14 protein-coding genes and 1 pseudogene are annotated in these 18,293 nt (G+C 62.7%); 7 read left to right on the top strand and 8 right to left on the bottom strand.

Features of this window, described 5'->3' with window-relative positions:
* Window position 1: 1 nt before the first annotated feature.
* The 5 genes from ACR0BA_RS09730 to nadC all read left to right on the top strand — a co-directional run bounded on the left by ACR0BA_RS09730 (window position 2) and on the right by nadC (window position 5,670).
* Complete coding sequence (locus ACR0BA_RS09730; RefSeq protein ID WP_480727686.1) at window positions 2-1,042, top strand: ABC transporter ATP-binding protein; 1,041 nt, start codon at window positions 2-4, stop codon at window positions 1,040-1,042.
* Complete coding sequence (locus ACR0BA_RS09725) at window positions 1,042-2,052, top strand: endonuclease/exonuclease/phosphatase family protein (protein ID WP_480727890.1); 1,011 nt, start codon at window positions 1,042-1,044, stop codon at window positions 2,050-2,052. Before ACR0BA_RS09730 ends, ACR0BA_RS09725 begins: the two co-directional genes overlap by 1 nt.
* 143 nt (window positions 2,053-2,195) lie before the next feature.
* Window positions 2,196-3,248: a quinolinate synthase NadA gene (nadA, locus tag ACR0BA_RS09720; RefSeq protein WP_480727685.1), complete on the top strand. Its 1,053-nt coding sequence runs from the start codon at window positions 2,196-2,198 to the stop codon at window positions 3,246-3,248.
* Between the two features lie 8 nt (window positions 3,249-3,256).
* On the top strand, window positions 3,257-4,849 hold the full coding sequence (locus tag ACR0BA_RS09715; protein WP_480727683.1) for an L-aspartate oxidase: 1,593 nt from the start codon (window positions 3,257-3,259) through the stop codon (window positions 4,847-4,849).
* Window positions 4,822-5,670 (top strand): carboxylating nicotinate-nucleotide diphosphorylase, encoded by an 849-nt coding sequence (gene nadC / locus ACR0BA_RS09710; protein WP_480727682.1) that lies wholly within the window; start codon window positions 4,822-4,824, stop codon window positions 5,668-5,670. Before ACR0BA_RS09715 ends, nadC begins: the two co-directional genes overlap by 28 nt.
* A gap of 7 nt (window positions 5,671-5,677) precedes the next feature.
* On the opposite strand, the gene ACR0BA_RS09705 is transcribed toward nadC, so the two are convergent.
* The 8 genes from ACR0BA_RS09705 to ACR0BA_RS09670 form a co-directional block, all read right to left on the bottom strand.
* Window positions 5,678-6,496, bottom strand: coding sequence for a M90 family metallopeptidase (locus tag ACR0BA_RS09705; RefSeq protein ID WP_480696559.1), 819 nt, complete (start codon window positions 6,494-6,496; stop codon window positions 5,678-5,680).
* Window positions 6,497-6,537: 41 nt separating this feature from the next.
* Window positions 6,538-8,382, bottom strand: coding sequence for an amidohydrolase (locus ACR0BA_RS09700; protein WP_480727681.1), 1,845 nt, complete (start codon window positions 8,380-8,382; stop codon window positions 6,538-6,540).
* Between the two features lie 98 nt (window positions 8,383-8,480).
* The gene (locus ACR0BA_RS09695; protein WP_480727680.1) at window positions 8,481-9,212 is read right to left on the bottom strand and encodes an amino acid ABC transporter ATP-binding protein; all 732 of its coding nucleotides are present in this window, start codon (window positions 9,210-9,212) and stop codon (window positions 8,481-8,483) included.
* The gene (locus ACR0BA_RS09690; protein WP_170359543.1) at window positions 9,212-10,045 is read right to left on the bottom strand and encodes an amino acid ABC transporter permease; all 834 of its coding nucleotides are present in this window, start codon (window positions 10,043-10,045) and stop codon (window positions 9,212-9,214) included. Before ACR0BA_RS09690 ends, ACR0BA_RS09695 begins: the two co-directional genes overlap by 1 nt.
* 1 nt (window position 10,046) lies before the next feature.
* A complete protein-coding gene (locus ACR0BA_RS09685) occupies window positions 10,047-10,862 on the bottom strand; it encodes an ABC transporter substrate-binding protein (protein ID WP_480727678.1) in 816 nt (271 codons plus the stop codon).
* Window positions 10,863-10,967: 105 nt separating this feature from the next.
* Window positions 10,968-12,383, bottom strand: coding sequence for an FAD-binding oxidoreductase (locus tag ACR0BA_RS09680; RefSeq protein ID WP_480727677.1), 1,416 nt, complete (start codon window positions 12,381-12,383; stop codon window positions 10,968-10,970).
* 105 nt (window positions 12,384-12,488) lie between these two features.
* Window positions 12,489-12,746 carry a DUF4242 domain-containing protein gene (locus ACR0BA_RS09675; protein WP_093963294.1) on the bottom strand — a complete coding sequence of 86 codons (258 nt, stop codon included), beginning with the start codon at window positions 12,744-12,746 and terminating at the stop codon, window positions 12,489-12,491.
* Window positions 12,747-12,776: 30 nt separating this feature from the next.
* Complete coding sequence (locus tag ACR0BA_RS09670) at window positions 12,777-16,337, bottom strand: AAA family ATPase (protein WP_480727675.1); 3,561 nt, start codon at window positions 16,335-16,337, stop codon at window positions 12,777-12,779.
* Between the two features lie 165 nt (window positions 16,338-16,502).
* Between ACR0BA_RS09670 and ACR0BA_RS09665 the strand changes: the two are divergent.
* Window positions 16,503-17,928 (top strand): annotated as a pseudogene (locus tag ACR0BA_RS09665) (ISNCY family transposase).
* On the top strand, window positions 17,925-18,236 hold the full coding sequence (locus ACR0BA_RS09660) for a hypothetical protein (RefSeq protein WP_480727673.1): 312 nt from the start codon (window positions 17,925-17,927) through the stop codon (window positions 18,234-18,236). The pseudogene ACR0BA_RS09665 and the gene ACR0BA_RS09660 overlap by 4 nt, the downstream one beginning before the upstream one ends.
* Window positions 18,237-18,293 lie beyond the last annotated feature (57 nt).

The following is an 18,293-nucleotide window of genomic DNA, read 5'->3' as shown; positions in this document are numbered from 1 at the left end:
AATGGCTCAGGTATCCCTGAAGAACATCCGAAAAATCTATCCCAACGGCGCCGAGGCGCTGACCCCGTCCAGTTTCGACATCGGTGATGGCGAATTCGTGGTTCTTGTCGGCCCGTCGGGCTGCGGCAAGTCCACACTGCTGCGCATGGTGGCCGGCCTTGAAGAAATCACCGAAGGCGAACTGGCGATCAATGGCCGCGTCATGAATGACGTTGATCCGGCCGATCGCGACATCGCCATGGTGTTCCAGAACTATGCGCTGTACCCGCATATGAGCGTGCGCAAGAACATCGCCTATGGTCTGAAAAATCGAAAGACGCCCAAGGACGAAATCGACCGCAAGGTGGCCGAAGCCGCTTCGATGCTGAACCTGAACGAGTTTCTGGATCGAAAGCCCTCGCAACTGTCGGGCGGTCAACGCCAACGGGTTGCCATGGGGCGGGCCATCGTGCGTGATCCGGCGCTGTTCCTGTTCGACGAACCGCTGTCGAACCTCGATGCCAAGCTGCGCAACCAGATGCGGATCGAGATCAAGGCGTTGCAGCGGCGTCTGGGCGTGACCTCGATCTACGTCACCCATGACCAGGTCGAGGCGATGACCATGGCTGACCGCATCATTGTGATGAACGCGGGCCGGATCGAACAGATCGGCACCCCGGCCGAGATCTATCACCGCCCGGCCTCGACCTTCGTGGCCAGCTTCATGGGTGCTCCGCCGATGAATCTGATCGGCGCACGTCTGGAGGGCGGCCGCGTGATGATCAACGGCGACACGGTGCTTGCCACGGCCGAAGGGTCCGGCGCGGTGACTGTAGGTGTGCGGCCCGAAGATGTACTGATCGGGGCGGAGGGCTCGATCGCCTTTCACGTCGACATCATCGAAGAGCTTGGCGCGCACCGCCTGTTGCACGGGCGTCTGGCGGATCAGGAGTTCACGATCCACGTGGGCAAGGATGTCGAAGCCGCGCCCGGAGAAACGCGGATCTCACTCAAGCCCGACGCGATCAGCCTGTTCCACCCGGAAACCGGAAAAGCCCTGTGATCACGAACATCGTGTCGTCTTTGCCACCGGTCTCGGATGATGTCCGAGACCGCATATTGGCGGCGCCGCGAACGGCCGAGGCGCACCGCGCCCTGATGGCGCAGACACCGGCGATGAACGCGGTGCAATTGGGCGGAAACGCAACCCGGGACGTTCTGGGTGCGCGTTTCTCGGCTGCGGCTTGGAATGTGGAACGCTGCCTTTTCCCCGAAGAAAGCGCAGCCCACCTGGCGGCTGTGACCCCGGACATCGTTCTGCTGTCCGAGGTGGACCACGGTATGTCCCGTACCGGTCAAAGTCACACGACGGCAGAAATGGCCGACAAGCTGGGTATGGTCTACGCCTTTGGAGTTGAGTTCCACGAACTGGATCTGGGCGGTCCGACCGAGCGCGCCTTTTGCAAGGATGATTTCAACACCCTCGGGTGGCATGGGAACGCGATTCTGTCCTCGGTTCCGTTCAAACGCGTGGCCATGATCCGTCTTGACGACCATGGCCACTGGTTTGCGTCCGAGTCCGGGGCGTCGGATCCGCAACAACCGCGGCTGGGTGGCCGAATGGCGATTGCAGCAGAAGTCGCGACCGAGAACGGGCCTGTATGCGTGGTCTCCACCCATCTGGAAAGCAACGCCGCGGCCGCGCATCGCCATGCGCAGTTTCAGCTTCTGCTGGATGCGCTCGATGAGTTTGCGCCCGGGGTGCCGGTGCTGATCGGTGGCGATCTGAATACCGGCAACCACCTGCCACCGGATTTCGACTGGCGCCGGGAAACCCTGTTTGCTTTGGCGGAGCAGCGCGGCTTTTCCTGGGAGTTCACGACCGAAGGCCACACCACCCGGCCCAGCCTGATCACGCCGCACCCGGACCGGGTGATGAAGCTGGACTGGTTCGCCGGCAAGGGGATGATCTGCCGCGACCGGGGTCTGCTTTCGTCGCTGACCGCTGACGCCAAGCCGCTCTCGGATCATGACTGTGTCTGGTGCACGGTTGAGGTGCCTGACGCCGTGTGACTCCGGCCTGTCCGCGATATTTGGTCACGTGGCCCAACGTCCCGAAGAATTTCGGGGCGTTTTTTCGCGGTTCGACTGTGGAAAACGGTTTGGAAACCCCATAAGAACGAGGCCACCTATTCAACAGGCGGAAAACCAGTCCAGTGTTTGACCTCCCCGCGCAGCGCGCGCATCTTGCCGAGAAATTCGACCTGACCCCGTCGCCCGAGCTGGCCGCCAGCATGAGCGATATCTACGACCGCATGTCGCGTGTCGTCACGCCAGCGGATTGGGCGATCTACGCGCCCTATGTCAAGGCGATCAACGATCTGAAAGCCGAACGCAACGCGGTGATCCTGGGCCACAACTACATGACGCCCGAAATCTATCACGGCATTTCGGACTTCGTCGGCGACAGCCTGCAGCTGGCCATCAAGGCGACCGAGGTCGAGGCCGACGTGATCGTGCAATGCGGTGTGCATTTCATGGCCGAGACCTCGAAGATCCTCAGCCCCGAAAAGACGGTTCTGATGCCAGACATGGAGGCCGGCTGTTCGCTGGCCGAGTCGATCACCGCCGAAGGCATTGCCGAGATGCGCCGCCGCTATCCCGGCGCGCCGGTCGTGACCTATGTGAACACCACGGCCGAGGTGAAGGCGGCATCCGACATCTGCTGCACCTCGTCCAACGCGGCGCAGATCGTGGCGGCGATGGACAGCGACACGGTCATCATGACCCCCGACCAGTACCTGGCGCAGAACGTGGCCCGCGACGTGCCGCAGAAGAACGTGGTCTGGTGGGAAGGCTCGTGCATCGTGCACGAACAATACACGGCGCAGGACCTGCGCGAGTTCCGCGAATGGAACCCGGGCACCCGCCTGATCGCGCATCCCGAATGCCCGCCTGACGTTGTGGCCGAAGCCGATTTCTCGGGTTCGACCAGCGGCATCATCAAATACGTCACCGACGAAAAGCCTGAAAAGGCGATGCTGATCACCGAGTGTTCGATGGCGTCGAACATCGCCGACGCGCTGCCGCAGGTCGATTTCGTCGGGCCCTGCAACATGTGCCCCTACATGAAGAAGATCACGCTGGAAAAGGTGCTGTATGCGCTCGATACCATGACCGGGCAGGTCGAAGTTGACTCCGACGTGGCGGAAAAAGCGCGCCATTCGGTGCAGAGGATGATCGACCTGTCGCGCAAACTGGGAATTTGATTGGGGCGATGCAGACGGTCTCGACCCCTCGGGTGGTCATCATCGGCGGCGGACTGGCGGCGGTCTATACCGCGCTCAAGCTTGCTCCGCATCCGGTAGTGATGATCTCGCCCGAGCCGCTGGGCTCGGGTGCCAGTTCGGCCTGGGCACAGGGCGGGGTGGCGGCCGCGATGGACCCGTCCGACAGCCCCGAAGCCCATGCCCGCGACACGATGCGCGCCGGCGCGGGGTCGGTCCTGCAGGAGGTGGCCGAGTTCGTCACCCGTGCGGCGCGGGATCACATTCTGGACCTGTCCGATCTGGGCACCGGGTTCGACCGGGACGCCGATGGCGGGTTCATCCAGTCGCAGGAGGCGGCTCATTCGATGGCCCGCGTGGTGCGCGTCAAGGGCGACCAAGCCGGTGCCGAGATCATGCGCGCCCTGATCGCCGAGCTGCGGCGGCGTGCTTCGGTCCAGGTGATCGAAGGGGCCTTGGCGGTGGGGCTGGAAAGCGACGGGGCCAAGGTCTCGGGCGTATATCTGGCGCCGACCGATGCGCCGGGGGCCGAACCGGTGCTGCTGCGCGGGGCGGCGCATGTGCTGGCCACGGGCGGGTCGGCGGGGCTTTTTGCCCGCACCACCAACCCGGCGCGCATCCGCGGGCAGGGGATCGGCATGGCCGCGCGGGCCGGGGCCCGGATCGCCGACGCCGAGTTCATCCAGTTTCACCCCACCGCGATCGACGTGGGCGAAGACCCGATGCCTCTGGCCACCGAGGCCTTGCGTGGCGAGGGCGCCGTACTGATCAACCGCCACGGCAAACGGTTCATGCAAGGCATCCACCCGGATGCCGAGCTGGCCCCGCGTGATGTCGTGGCGCGCGCCGTCTATTTGGAAACCAAGGCCGGCAACCGGCCCGCGCTGGATACGCGCGCAGCGATCGGCGCGGCGATCCGCAGTCAGTTCCCGGCGGTGACCGAGGCCTGCCTGCGCAACGGTGTCGACCCCGTGACCCAACCGATCCCGGTGGCGGCGGCGGCGCATTACCACATGGGCGGCGTGGCAACCGACCTGAACGGCCGCAGCTCTCTGACCGGGCTCTGGGCATGTGGCGAGGCGGCCTCGACCGGGTTGCACGGGGCGAACCGGCTGGCGTCGAACGGTCTGCTCGAGGCGCTGGTCTTTGCCCGCGCCTGCGCCCGTGACATCGCCGGCACCCTGACGGTGGCCGACGCACCCGAGGTGCGGCTGCGCCTGCCATCGGGCGGTACCGAGCCCGACCCGCAGGCAGTGACCGAACTGCGCCAGGTCATGACCGATTGCGTGGGCGTGGTGCGCGACGCGGACCGGCTGCGCCGCGCCTTGGGCCGGATCGCCGTGTTGGAGTCGCTGCACGGTCAGTCGCACCTGTTCCGTAACATGACCGCAACCGCCACGCTGATCGCGGCGGCTGCGCTGATGCGCACCGAAAGCCGCGGCGCGCACTACCGATCCGATTGTGCGGATGCGGCCGAAGGGCCGGGGCGACGGTCTGATCTGACACTGGACGAGGCCGTGGCGCTGCGGTCGAAAATCATCAAGGAAACCGCAACATGCATTATGCCAATGTCCCCGACCTGATCCTCGAGCCGATGGTCCGCGCCGCGCTGACCGAGGATCTGGGCACCTGCGGCGACATCACCACCCGCACCGTAATACCGGCGGACGTGACCTATGCCGCGCGGCTGAACGCGCGCGAGGATGCGGTGGTGTCGGGCATGCAGGTGGCGGCCCTGGCGTTCCGGCTGGTGGACCCGACGTTGAAGATCACGCCGCTTGTGGCCGACGGGGACTGCTGCACCAAGGGCCAGACCCTGATGGAGATCACCGGCAGCGCGGCTTCGATCCTGTCGGGGGAACGCGTGGCGCTTAACTTTGCCGGTCGTCTGACCGGGGTGGCGACCCTGACCGCCGAACTGGTGGCGCAGACCGCCGGGACCAAGGCGCGCATCACCTGCACCCGCAAGACCACACCGGGCCTGCGGATCGTCGAGAAACTTGCGGTGCTGCATGGCGGCGGGTTCAATCACCGCCATTCGCTGTCCGATGCGATCCTGATCAAGGACAACCACATCGCCGCCGCCGGCGGGGTGCGCGCGGTGCTGGAGGCGGTCAAGGCGCGTGCGTCGCACATGATGAAGGTCGAGATCGAAGTGGACCGGCTGGACCAGCTGGCCGAGGTTCTGGAAACCGGCGGCGCCGATGTCGTGTTGCTGGATAACATGATTCCGGACATGCTGGCCGAGGCCGTGGCGATGGTGGGCGGACGTCTGGTGACCGAGGCGTCGGGCAATGTCACCGTGGACACGGTGGCCGAGATCGCGGCCACCGGGGTTGACTATATCTCGTCCGGGGCGCTGACCCATTCCTATCGGACAGTCGATCTGGGTCTGGATTTCTGACCACGGATCACGACGGTTTCGGCCATTCGATTGGATCCAGACGGAAGTATTTGGACAGCTGTCCGTAGAATTCGGGCGCGGTATCCCTGAGGGCCTCGGGGCGTTCGAAGAACAGCTCGACCGTGACGGCAAAGAACTCTTCGTGTCCGGTGGCGCCATAGGGGTCGATCACCGTGCGCCGGCCTGTCTCGACCGCGTGCAGATGCGCGTCATACGCGGCCAGAAAAACACGTTCCCACTCGGCATAGCTTTGACCCTTGGCCAGTACGGGCACGCCGTTGGTGCCGCCGGACAGATCATCCAACTGATGCGCGAATTCATGAAACACGACGTTGTGCCCGTCATGATCGTTTGCCGCGCCCTGCCGGCTGTGCGCCCAGGACAGGATCACCGGCCCCCGATCCCAGCTTTCGCCGGTACGGATGATCTCTTGTTCGGTCACGACATAGCCACTGTGCCGCTGTTGGCGGGACTTGAAGGCGTTTGGGTAAATCAGGACCGTCGTCAGATTGTCGTACCATTGGTCCGAGTTGACGACCAGAAGGCAGGCTTGTGCTGCGATCGACAGACGCATATCGTCCGTGACCTCCAGCCCGTCGCAGCCGATGAAATCGACCTGATTCAGGAACAGGTTGATCTTGCCTTCCAAAGTGGCACGCAGCTTGGCAGGCAGCCGCTCGAGGATCGGCACCATCGCATGGATGGTCCGCCGCTCGTCATCGCTCAGCGGTGTTTGCAGCAGCGCGGCCCTGGCCCTGGACTTCGACCAGAAATACCAGGCCACCAGACCGGCGATTGTCGCAACAAGGGTCAGAAAAAGCACCATGTGGCGACGGTATCTCTATTGCCCCACCTCGGAAAGCCGATTCATTCGGTCGTTCGCTGCGTGAAGTGCGCCAGCCAAGGCCGTTCGACATCCATGCCCTGATACAGTGCATGCAGCAGCAGATGTGCCGTCACCGGATCAGGGGCAAGGGGGCGTCGGTCCAGTCGCCCCTCCTTGACCGCCGTATCGGCGTCGAAGATCACCGCATCCTCTTTGATGGTGGTCACCACACGAAGCTGGGCAAGCGTTTCGGGGTCGACCGCGGTCGGGTCGTCCGAAAGGATCACGAAATCGGCCAGTTTGCCCACCTCGATCGAGCCCTTCTGGTCTTCCTCGAAATGCTGCCATGCCGGCCAGATCGTCATCGCCTTGAGGGCCGTCATCACGTCGACCCGCTGGTGCGGGCCCAAGATGTCGCCTGATCGGGTGCGCCGGGTGACCGTTGCGGCCAGAACCCGCATGCTGTCGGGAAACGCCACGGGCGCGTCGTGATGCGTACCGAACATCATGCCGCGTTCCGTCACCCAGCCGGTGGGCGAGATGTTGTCGGCATTGACCGGACCGACCGTGTGGTCGCGGTGCCAATCGCCCCAGTAAAAGGTGTGCATCGGAAACAGCGACGGGAACACGCCCAATCGTTTGAGGCTGGCCACCTGATCCTCGCGCAGGAACTGACCATGCACCAGAACCGGCCGGTTGCCCGGATCGCCATAGGTCAGCCGCGCCTCGTCGATGGCGGCGATCAGCATGTCCGTGGCCCCCTCGCCATTGGAATGGGTCAGGATCTGGTGGCCGTTCTCGAAACACCAGTTCACCGCATCCTGCAACTGTTCGCGCGTGATGGCGGCGTATCCGGCATAGCCGGGCGGGTAATCCCCGACCGGATCGTAGTAGGGCCGATCCCGCAACGCGGTAAACCCTTGCGGCGAACCGTCGATTGTCAGCTTGCACCCGCCGACTCGCACCCCGTCGGCATAGGTGCGCGAGGCGTCCGACTCGATGAAGTCGCGCGATTCCAGAACGTCGGGAAAGGCCACGACGTCGATGGGAAGGTCGCCGTCCGCGGCCACCCTGCGCAGGGCTTGAACCGCCGCGCCCGAGGTGCGCCCCTCTTGCGCGGTGGTGTAGCCAAAGCGCGCCCACATCCGGCTGCCGGCGCGCGCGAAAGTCTGCAGCCCGTCTTCGCCGACACTGCCGAGCAGGGGCACCAAGGCACCGAAGAATGCGTATTCCTCCAGCACGCCGTTCGGCTGGCCGGCCTCGTCCTTTCGGATCACGCCTCCGAGCGGGTTCTCGGTTTCTGCGGTGATCCCGGCCAATTCAAGCGCCTTGGAATTGCCCACCCCCAGATGGCCCGATTGGTGGATGATCATGATCGGAACGTCGCTCGAGACCGCGTCTAGTTCGGAACGGGTAGGGTGGCGCAGCTCGGCCAGTTGCGCGTTGTCATAGCCAAAGCCGATGATCATCCCCATCGCTTCGACCGTGTCGCTATTGGCCTCGGCCCACGCGGACAACGCCGCCTGCAGGCTGGCAATGTCGGTGACCTTGCCATCCGGTGGTGCCAGCAAGTTCGCCGACAGGGCTTGCAAACCACCCATGACCACGTGGCCGTGGCTGTCGACAAAGCCGGGCAGCATTGCGCGCCCGTCCAGGTCAAAGATCGTCGTATCGTCGCCCTGATGACTGCGCATCTCGGCCAGTTCACCTATTGCGATGATCCGCCCATCCCTGACCGCGACCGCCTGTACCGTGGGCCGGGCGTCATCGATCGTCAGAATCGGACCACCGGTATAGATCGTGTCCGCGACCTGTTGGGCAAAAGCCATGTTGCCGAAGGTCAGACTGGCAGCAACGCTCACGGCAGACAGGGATGAAAGACGCATTCCGAACCTCCAGCAGCATATGGCAATGCGATGGAGTCTAGCACGAAGTCCGCGTCTGGCCCGTGCAATATTCAGTTGTCGAAACGGCGCGCCGGCGTTTACTTGAGCGCGCGCGCGAGGAATTGCCGTGTGGTGTCTTGCTGCGGGTGGTCGAACAGCTGCTCGGGGGGGCCTTCCTCGACGATGCGGCCGTTCTGCAGGAAACACACCTTGTCTGCGGCCTGCCGGGCAAAGCCCATCTCGTGGGTGGCCATCACCATCGTCATGCCCTGCTGTTTGAGCATCAGCAGCACGTCCAGAACCTCGCCCACCAGTTGCGGATCCAGGGCCGAGGTGATCTCGTCGAACAGCATCACCTCGGGCTGCATAGCCAATGCCCGCACGATGGCGACGCGCTGCTGCTGTCCGCCTGACAGCTGGTCAGGATAATTGTGCATCCGGTCGGCCAGCCCGAAGCGTTCGAACATCTCTTCGATCTGGGGCAGCAGTTCGGTGCGCGTGCGGCCGCGCACGCGGCGCGGCGCCAGCATCACGTTGTCCAGCGCCGTCATGTGCGGGAACAGGTTGAAGCTCTGGAACACGATGCCGATGCGCGCGCGCACCGATTGCGGATCCAGACCCGGCACCGAAATGTCGACCCCGTCCAACAGGATCTCGCCATCCTCGATCGGTTCGAGCAGGTTGATACAGCGCAGAACGGTGGATTTGCCCGCCCCCGAGGCGCCGATCAGGCAGACCATCTGCCCCTCGTCCACGGTCAGGTCGATGCCGTCGCACACGGTGCGGTCGCCAAAGCGTTTGATGACGTTGCGCAGGTTCAGTTTCGACATCAGCGCCGCTCTCGCATTTGCTTGGCCATAAGGTGGTCGGCGTAGCGCGTCGCCGGGATGGTCACGATCAGGAAGATGATCGCCGCGCCCACGTAAGGCGTGAAATTGGCCAGCAGCGATTTGAACACGCCCGCCTGGCGGAAGATCTCGACCGGGCCGATGAAACTGAGCAGCGACACGTCCTTTTGCAGCGCGATCAGCATGTTCATCTGCGACGGCACGACGTTGCGGACGGCCTGCGGCAGTACCACATCGCGCATAACCTGGCCTTCGGTCAGGCCCAGCGACAGGGCGGCGGCGCGCTGACTGTGGTGTACGCTGTCGATGCCCGAGCGGAAAATCTCGGCCACATAGGCCGAATAGGTCAGGATCAGCGCCAGCGATCCCCAGATATAGGGCGAGTTCCATGGCCGGGTCAGGCCCAAGCCGGGAATGCCGAAGCCGATCAGATAGACGGTCAGGATCACGGGCACGCCACGGAAGATGTCGGTGAAAGCCGCGCCGAAGATGCGCAACGGGAACAGCGCGGGCGATTTGGTGTCGCGGGCCAGCGCGATCAGCAGCCCCAGCACCGCGATCGCGGGCGCCGACCAGGCAAAGATCATCACGTTGATCTTGAAGGCCTCGAGCAGTTTCGGGAAGGTCTTGACCAGGACCTGGCCATTAAAAAAGCTCTGCTGGACCTTGGCCCAGCCCGGCGCCAGCGGTACCAGCACGATCAGCGCCACGACGACCAGAACGGTGCTGGTCGCGGCGATCCGGATCGACCGCCGCCGCTGCTGCGCCTCAAAAAGTTCGCGGCGGGTCGGGCCCGCCGTTCTGTTCTGTGTCATGTCACTTGATCAGCGGAACGCCCGTCGTGTCCTGCAGCCATTTGGCCTCGATCTCGGCCAGCTTGCCGCTTTCGGTCAGCGCGGCGATGGCCGCATCCACGCAGGATTTCAGCGGGTTGCCTTCCTCCATCAACATGCCGAACTGGTCGGGGTTGTCGCCTTGATCGGCAGGGAACTGGCCAATCACCTTGGACCCTTCGATCATCACCGCGCTCAGGAACAGGGCGGTAGGCAGGTCGAACAGCGCGGCGTCGATCTGGTTGGCGGTCATGGCCGCGTTCACATCGGCATTGTCGCCATAGAGCAGCGGGTCCGCATCCGGCTGGATCACGCTGGCCAGTTTCGGCACGGCGGTGGTCGACCCGACCGCGCCCCATTGCAGGCCCTTCAGCGCCTCGAGCGTGGGCGGGGTGTCTACGGCATTTGCGCTGACCAAAACCGCCATCGGCGCGGTGTAGTAGGGGGCCGAGAAATCAACTACCTGATCGCGCTCGGGCGTGATCGAGTATTGCTGGATGTTCACGTCGAAATTCTTGGCGCCGGGCTGGATCGCCTCGTCAAAGGACGACCGGACCCAGACCACGTCATCCGCGGCGAAGCCCATCTCCTCGGCTATGGCATAGGCGACGGCCGCTTCAAAGCCCTGGCCGGACTCGGGCGCGTCGTCCATCACCCACGGGTAATAGGCCGGGTTTCCGGTGGCCACGGTGAACTTCCCCTCGGTCAGGGTACTGCCCGCGGCGCAATGCCCGTCCGCAAGGGCCGAAGTTGCGGTGAACGCAAGGGTTGCGGCCGCGATCGAAAGCATCTTGGACATGAGTCTGGGTCTCCTGTTGGGAATGTCGGGCCCACGGTAGTGTTGACCGCCGACCCTGTCCAGTTGGTCGCGGTCTATGCCAGACACCGCAAGAAGTTCAAGCCGTCACGCGGGTGGAATGTTGTGGTTCACCCGGAACAGGTTGCCGGGATCGTACCGCCCCTTGATGCGCGACAGCTGCGTGGCATTTGCCCCGTAGGCGCCGGACAGGTGATCGGCCTCGTCCGCTGGCATGAAATTGACATAGGCACTGCCGGTTGCATGCGGCGTCATGCGGTCATAGAGCGCGCGCGCCCAAGCGATGCAGGTGTCATCCTTGGCCGGATCTTCCCAACGGGTGTGCACGTTCATGATGAAATGGGCCGAGCGTTGGGGATAGGCTGTCGCCGCAGCCTCGACCCGGGCCATCGCACCGCCGACATGGGCAATGAACACCTCGCAGGACGGATCCGGAAGGGTCGAGATACTGTCCAGAAGCCCTGCGATTGCATCCGCGGGCAGGGCATCAAAATCGTGGCTTTTCCAATAGTTTCGCGCGCCGGGGGTCAGCAGGGGGTCAAAAGCGGCTTGCCAGTCGACGAAAGCGTGCGGCGAGATCACGTCCACGATCGGGTCCCCGAGGGCGCGCAGCGGCTCCATCGCGGCTTCGCCGTTTTCGATGGGACCTGCATAGCAGGCGGCAAAGATCAGCACCTCGCGCCCGTGCCAGTCTTCGGGAAGGAAGGGCAGGGGAGGGGCCTTGCGCATCACCGTCCAGACCGTCAGCTCGTCAGGCGCAGTGTCAGCGATCCGCGCGTATTCGGGCAGCAGGGTGGGGCCCTGCTCGATCGGATGCACCACAAGGCCGGACAGCACCTGCGGCCCCAGCGGGTGCAGGCGGAACTCGAACGAGGTGACCACGCCGAAATTGCCGCCACCGCCGCGAATGGCCCAGAACAGGTCCGGGTGGCTGCTTTCCGACGCGGTCACGATCGAGCCATCGGCCAGCACCACCTCGGCCGAGATCAGGTTGTCGATGGTCATGCCGAACTTGCGTGTGGTCCAGCCAAAGCCGCCGCCCAGTGTCAGCCCGGCGATCCCGGTGGTCGAGTTGATGCCCGTCGGAATCACCAACCCGTGCGCCTGCGTCTCTCTGTCAACGTCACCCAGAACCGCGCCCGGCGCCACACGCGCGGTGCGCGCCTTCGGGTCGACATGAACCGATTTCATCCGTGACAGGTCCAGCATCACCGCATCATCGGCTACCGCATGTCCGGCGATCTGGTGACCGCCCGATCGGACGGACATGATCAGCCCTGCCTCGCGCACGAAATTCACGGCCTTTTGCACATCGCTGGCCCCGAGCGCCCGGATCACAAAGCCGGGTTTGCGGTCGACGATGCTGTTCCAGGTGGTGCGGGCACTATCGTATTCGGGGCTGCCGGGAAGAAAGACGGATCCACGCAGCGACGCGTCCAAAGCGTCCAGCGCTTCTTGGTCCACGGTTTTGGTGCTGCCGTTCAGCGTTATCAGGTCAAACATGATCAGTCCTCCAGATCAGGTGGACAGGCTTCCTGCGGTGCTGCCTCGGGCAATGGGTTGTGCGGCCCATTCGAGCGAAGGGCGCGCAATGCAAATTTGGTCGTGTCAGGCGAAGATGCCGGGATCGATCCGATCAACAGGCGTGATGACGTCAGCCGGAATGTTCAGACGCTTTGCCGCCTTGCGCAGGCTTTCCGCGTCCGGCGCCTCGTATAGACAATAGGTTTTTCGCTTGTCCGCGCTCAGGAACGAGAAAATCCACTCGATTCCTTCTTCGTCGTTGATTTCCTTGATCTTTACCTTGTCATCGTCGCCAAGCTCAAGCTGTTCGGCGAAGTTCCGTTCGATGATGTACCTTGGCATTATGCACCCCCCTGCGCATGTGCTCGGAGTCTAAGACGCGGATCCTTCAAGTTTTGACCTAAGGGAAACCATACCCAATTCCCGGGCAGTTGCCAACGCTTCGGCCTCAAGCGACAGGGCCGAGCGCAGATCCTGAGCGCGACCGCGACGGCGAAGAGCCCAGGCGCGCGCGGCTTGGCTGTGGGCGATCCACGGCGGCGCGGCCATCGCTGTGTCCACTTGGATCGCGGTTTCGAACAGCTCGTCGGCGGTGTCCCAATCACCCAACACGGCGGACAGAGCTCCCAGCCGCCGGGCCGCGGATCCGGTGCAGACGGTTGTCGCGCCGGCCGTGATCGTCAGGTCCCGGTAGGGCAGCAGCTTGTCGATCAGCGTTTGGGCATGGTGCGTGTTCTCGACCGCGACGCAGATATCCGCCAGATAGGACAGGGTGGTCGAGTACATCGCGTCCTGAGGCAGGTCAAAACCGGTGTCCGCGATCTCATTGAGAATACGCTCGGCGGGCTCGCGAAACCCCAGTTCGGCGGCTATCAGGCCGAATCCGGGTTTCCAGCTGGTTTCGCCGGGGCTGTCGGACATGAGCCGCTTGATCACAGGGGCCACTTCATGCAACCGGGCCTGCTCGCGCCGGATGGTGAACATCTGAACGCCGTAGACACCCTCGACATGGGCGCCGTGTGTCTGCCGCCCGATTTTGACGGCTTCGCTCGCATAGGTCTCGGCGCGTTCAAAATCGCCATCCAGAATGGCCACCATTGCACGGGCATGGATCTGGACCCAGTACAGCTGTCGGTGGTTGTCCTTGTCCGAGATCTCGGTCAGCAGTTTCAACGAGGTGTCGACCAACTGGCGGTCCGCCATTTCGGCACCGACAAACAGGCTCAGGGTGCGGTCGCGACCCTGATCGATGTTTCCAAGCTTTTCCGCCACTTCGTGCATGGATTCGAGGTTCTTGCGCCAGTTCAGCCGATCTTCGCCCTGGCGCGCCACGAAGGGAGCGCCGAAGCGGGTCATCATGACGGCGAACCGGGATTTGTGATCGCCCAGCCGGGCGGCCAGTTCCATGCATTGCTGGCCATATTTAGTGCCCTCGGCAAAGTCGCCGATGAACATGTAGGCGCGGGCGATCTGGGCCATCAGACGACACCGCCGAACCTTATCTGTCGGCGGCAGGCTGTCCAATGCCTCGAAGCACAGGCTGATCGCCTGGCCGTGCCGTTGACCGGCCATCATGCATGAATCGGCGAAGTGATGCGCCGCGTCGGCAGCAAGGTCCGTCCGGCCTGAGTGCCGGGCGGCGTCCGAGGCTTCCTTCAGTTTGGCGATTCCTTCCGGCAACCTGCCTGCGCTGTCGTAGCTGCGCCCAAGCAGCAGGTTTCCAACGATCGTCTGAGGGCTTTTTTCGGCGCCGAGTTTTTGCGCGGCCTTCAGGGTTTCCGTCGCATTGACCAGGGCTTCCTGACTGGCCGACCGTGACAGGGCCATTTCTGTCGCCGCGCGCCACCGGTCATAGGCGGCAGCCCAGTCTTCGGCCTCGGTCAGGTGCCGGGCGGCCAACTCGGGGCGTCGTTCAATCTCGGCCGACCGCAACTGCATCAGCGCGCGGGCGACATTGGCGTGTTGGGCCTTGCGCGTGCTGCTGAGCATGGACTGATAGGCGGTGTCCCTGATCAATGCATGGCGGAATACATAGTGCCCTTTGTGGTGCCCGCTTTCAAAGACCAGTCCAGCGCGACACAGCTCAGCCAGACAAGTGTCGAGCTCTGCCGGGGCTTCCGGCATCGACGCGGCAAGCAGAGCCGGTTCGAACTCGCGCCCGATAACCGACGCGGCAAGAGCCGTTTGTTTGGCGTCGGGCGATACGGCGTCCAACCGGGCCATCAACGCTCCGCTGAGGGACGCGGGCACGTTCACACCGACCCCGCCGGTTTCGTGTATGGCGCGGGTCAGTTCCTCGACAAAAAGCGGCACGCCGTCGGTTTTGTCGACAATCAGGTCGACCAATTCCGGATCCGGATCGCGTCCCGAGACACGTTGCACCAGATGGGCGACCTGCTCGGCATCAAGTCGCCCTAGGTGCAGGGTTTGCACATGGCTGTCCCCTTCGGTCTTCTGCATTTCCCAGCCGGGGCGATGCGTGATCACGATCAGAAGGGGAAGGTCGACGCACAACGCTTTGAAACGATCCAGCAACGCGTGGGTCGAGGCGTCGATCCAATGGGCATCCTCGACAAACAGGATGACCGGACGTTGGACGGCCCGGGCCTTTACCGTGGTGATCAGCGCTTGGATCGTCAGGTCGCGCTGTTCCTGGGGCGACAGTTGCAGGACCTGCTGGGCCAAGGTGCTGCGCGGGGCGACCAAAGCGGCGAAGGCAGGAAGAACAAGGTCCAGATCCAGTCCTTGCCGCTGGGCCAGCATGTCGTGAACACTCTCCTGCACCCTGTCGTCGTCAAAATCCGGGTCGACGCCCGCATCCTGAGAAATCCGTTCGGCAACCGGGTGAAACGGGCTGCTGGTCAGATAGGGTGAGCAGTTCAGTCTGATGATGTCGGCCTTTTGGACCACACTTTCGTCCTGCAGAAACTCCTCGATCAGGCGCGACTTGCCGATTCCCGCTTCGCCTGACAGCAGGACCACTTCGCCTTTGCCGTCCTGCGCGTGTTTCCAGGATTGCAGAAGGATGCCCTTTTCAAAACTGCGGCCGATCAGGAACCCGTGGGCACCGTCCCCGCGAACCGCGTGAAACCGGCTTTCGGCGCTGCGCTCAGCCAAGACCTGAACCAGGTCGTGCGCGGCATCGAAGCCTTTCAGGGGCACACTGCCCAAGGATGAAACCTCGAACACGCCATCCAACGACCCTGTCAGGTCTGTACGGGGCATGACGACGGCGTTTGCCGGGGCTTTTTCCTGCAACCTGGCGGCCAAGTTCAACACCGGTCCGGTCATGGCGCCTTCTTCGAACGAGTTTTCACCGATCGCGTCACCGACAACCACGTCGCCGCTGGCGATGCCGATGCGCACGGCGAGCGGGGTTCCGTCGGGCGTCGTCATCTGCCGGACCCTTCGAACGGCTTCGAGACCAGCTTTGACGGCCCGAATGGCGTGATCCTCATAGGCGCGGGGCCACCCGAAAAAGACCAACAGCCCGTCGCCAAGGTATTTTGCGACATATCCTCCATATCGGCTGACAGCACCTGCGACGGAATCCTGGTATCGCTGCAACAGGATCCGCATGTCTTCAGGGTCGATCCGGTTGGTCAATTCGGTCGAGCCGACAAGATCGGCAAAAAAGACCGTCAGATGGCGCCGCTCGGCCGGAGCGCACGACGGTTGCCCATCCGTGTCGGGCCGTATTTCGGCTGCGGCTGCTGCGATGTCAGATGTTGGTTGCTCGGGCGTTTGTTCATCAGACAGGACGCGGGCGGCAGCCAGAATGACCTTGCGGTGCCCGAGGCTGACTCCAAGCTCTCGGAGATCGTCATTGGTCAGCAGAGGCAATACGCGTGCATCAACGTCATTCTCCGCAAAGGTCTCTGCGTATTGGCCCAGACCAAGATCGTTCAGCCATGTTTTGACCGTGAACCCCATTGACGGATCATGCGTGGTTGCAATTCGTCAATCAAGCGTGAGGAATAAACTTTACATAATCATGATTACGCGAAAACGAGATTTGTAGCCGCAAAGCTAAAATGTCACCCGTGAGCAATTCAGGAATGTCACTCTGCCCTCAAAAATCAATGAGGGTGAGCAGACATGGGATGGGTGGTTATGAGCGAGCGCGAGTTGAAGCGCGTGGAGGTTCTGGCGCAGGTCGATGATGGTCGGCTGAGTGTCAACAACGCAGCGAACATGCTGGACCTGACGCGCAGGCAGATTTTCCGGCTGTTGAAGCGTTATCGCCAGGACGGTGCATCTGCGATCCGGCACAAAGCGCGCGGTAAACCTCCGAACAATCGCATTCATCATGCCAAGCGTGACTATGCGCTCAGCATCATCAAGGAAAGCTATCCAGATTTTGGCCCGACATTGGCGGCTGAGATGCTGGCCGAACATCATGGCTTAAAAGTCTCGCGCGAGACGGTGCGCAAGTGGATGCAGGAAGACGGTATCTGGTTGTCCCGCAAGCAGCGTCGGACATTCCACCAACCGCGTCTGCCCCGCGAGTGCTTCGGCGAGCTGATCCAGATCGACGGATCAGATCACAGATGGTTCGAGGATCGAGGCGATCCGTGCACCCTGCTCGTCTTCATCGACGACGCGACCAGCACGCTGATGGAGCTGCGCTTCGTGAAGTCAGAAAGCACCTTCAGCTATTTCGAGGCCTTGGAAAGCTATCTGCTGAAGCATGGCCGCCCGGTCGCGTTCTACAGCGACAAGCACACCGTTTTCCGTGTTCCAAAGCCCAATGAACACATGACGGGCATGACCCAATTCGGGCGTGCCTTGGCTGAGCTGAACATCGAGATCATCTGCGCCAATTCTTCCCAGGCCAAGGGCCGCGTCGAACGCGCCAACCGTACGCTGCAAGACCGGCCTGGTTAAAGAGCTGCGCATCGCGGGTATCTCCAATATGGAAGACGGCAACGCCTTCCTTGCGGGCTTCATCGAGCGCTACAATGCCAAGTTTGCAAAGGCTCCGGCCAAACAGGACAACCTGCACCGGGCCTTGAACATCGAGCCAGATCGCCTCGCCGAAGTCTTCTGTCTGCGCGACAAACGCTATGTCACCAAGGACTTGACACTCAAGTATGACCGCAAGCGCATTCGGCTGGAAGTCAACGATCTGACACGCGGCCTCGTCGGCAAATATGTCGATACCTATGAGTTCGCGGATGGCCGTATCCAGGTGCGCACAAAAGGTGTCGCCCTGCCCTGCGCCGTCTTCGAACCGCACCAGCAACGCGTTACTCACGCCGCAATCACCGAGAACAAACGCCTCGGCGCTGTACTGGCCCACATCAAGGAAGAGCAGGAAAAGGCGGCTCCACCGCCAAAGGTAAAACCTGTCAGCGCAAAGAATGGCTACAAGAAGACAGGTCGCCGCCCGCCGGGTCGACCTTCAAAGATGGAAGCGTACTATGAACGGCGGCGGGCTGAACGGGCGGCTGAAGCTACTGCAAAGACATTAGCTCTGTTATGGTGTAGATCGATTTCAAACGTCAAAGAGCTGAATGAATGACCGTTAACATCAGCAACCTGCGGACCGCCGAACCAATACCAGAAGCCCTCCTATTGGAGCTACACACTGGCAGCTTGCTAAAGCGGCTCGAACTCTTGCGCAGCCTCCAGGAAAAATTCGAGGAAAGCGATTGGCTACCTGAAGAAAGAGATGCCGTCGAAGCGGCTGGTCTTATCGCATTCAAGAACACCGATAGGTGGAAGACGGCGTATTCCGAGGTCAAGGCGATCCTCGCGCAACGCGAACATGTCCCGCGCGGCAGCAAGGAAAAACGCCGCGAGGCTGCACGAAAAAAACAGAACAGGTAGCTATCGCACCCAGCATCCGCAAAGCCAGCCAGGGCTGCGATATCTGAGGTCTCCGCC

The sequence above is a fragment of the Ruegeria sp. CI5 genome (assembly GCF_056536885.1).
The sequence above is the reverse complement of the archived record's forward strand: the minus strand, read 5'-3'. Positions and strand labels throughout refer to the sequence as shown.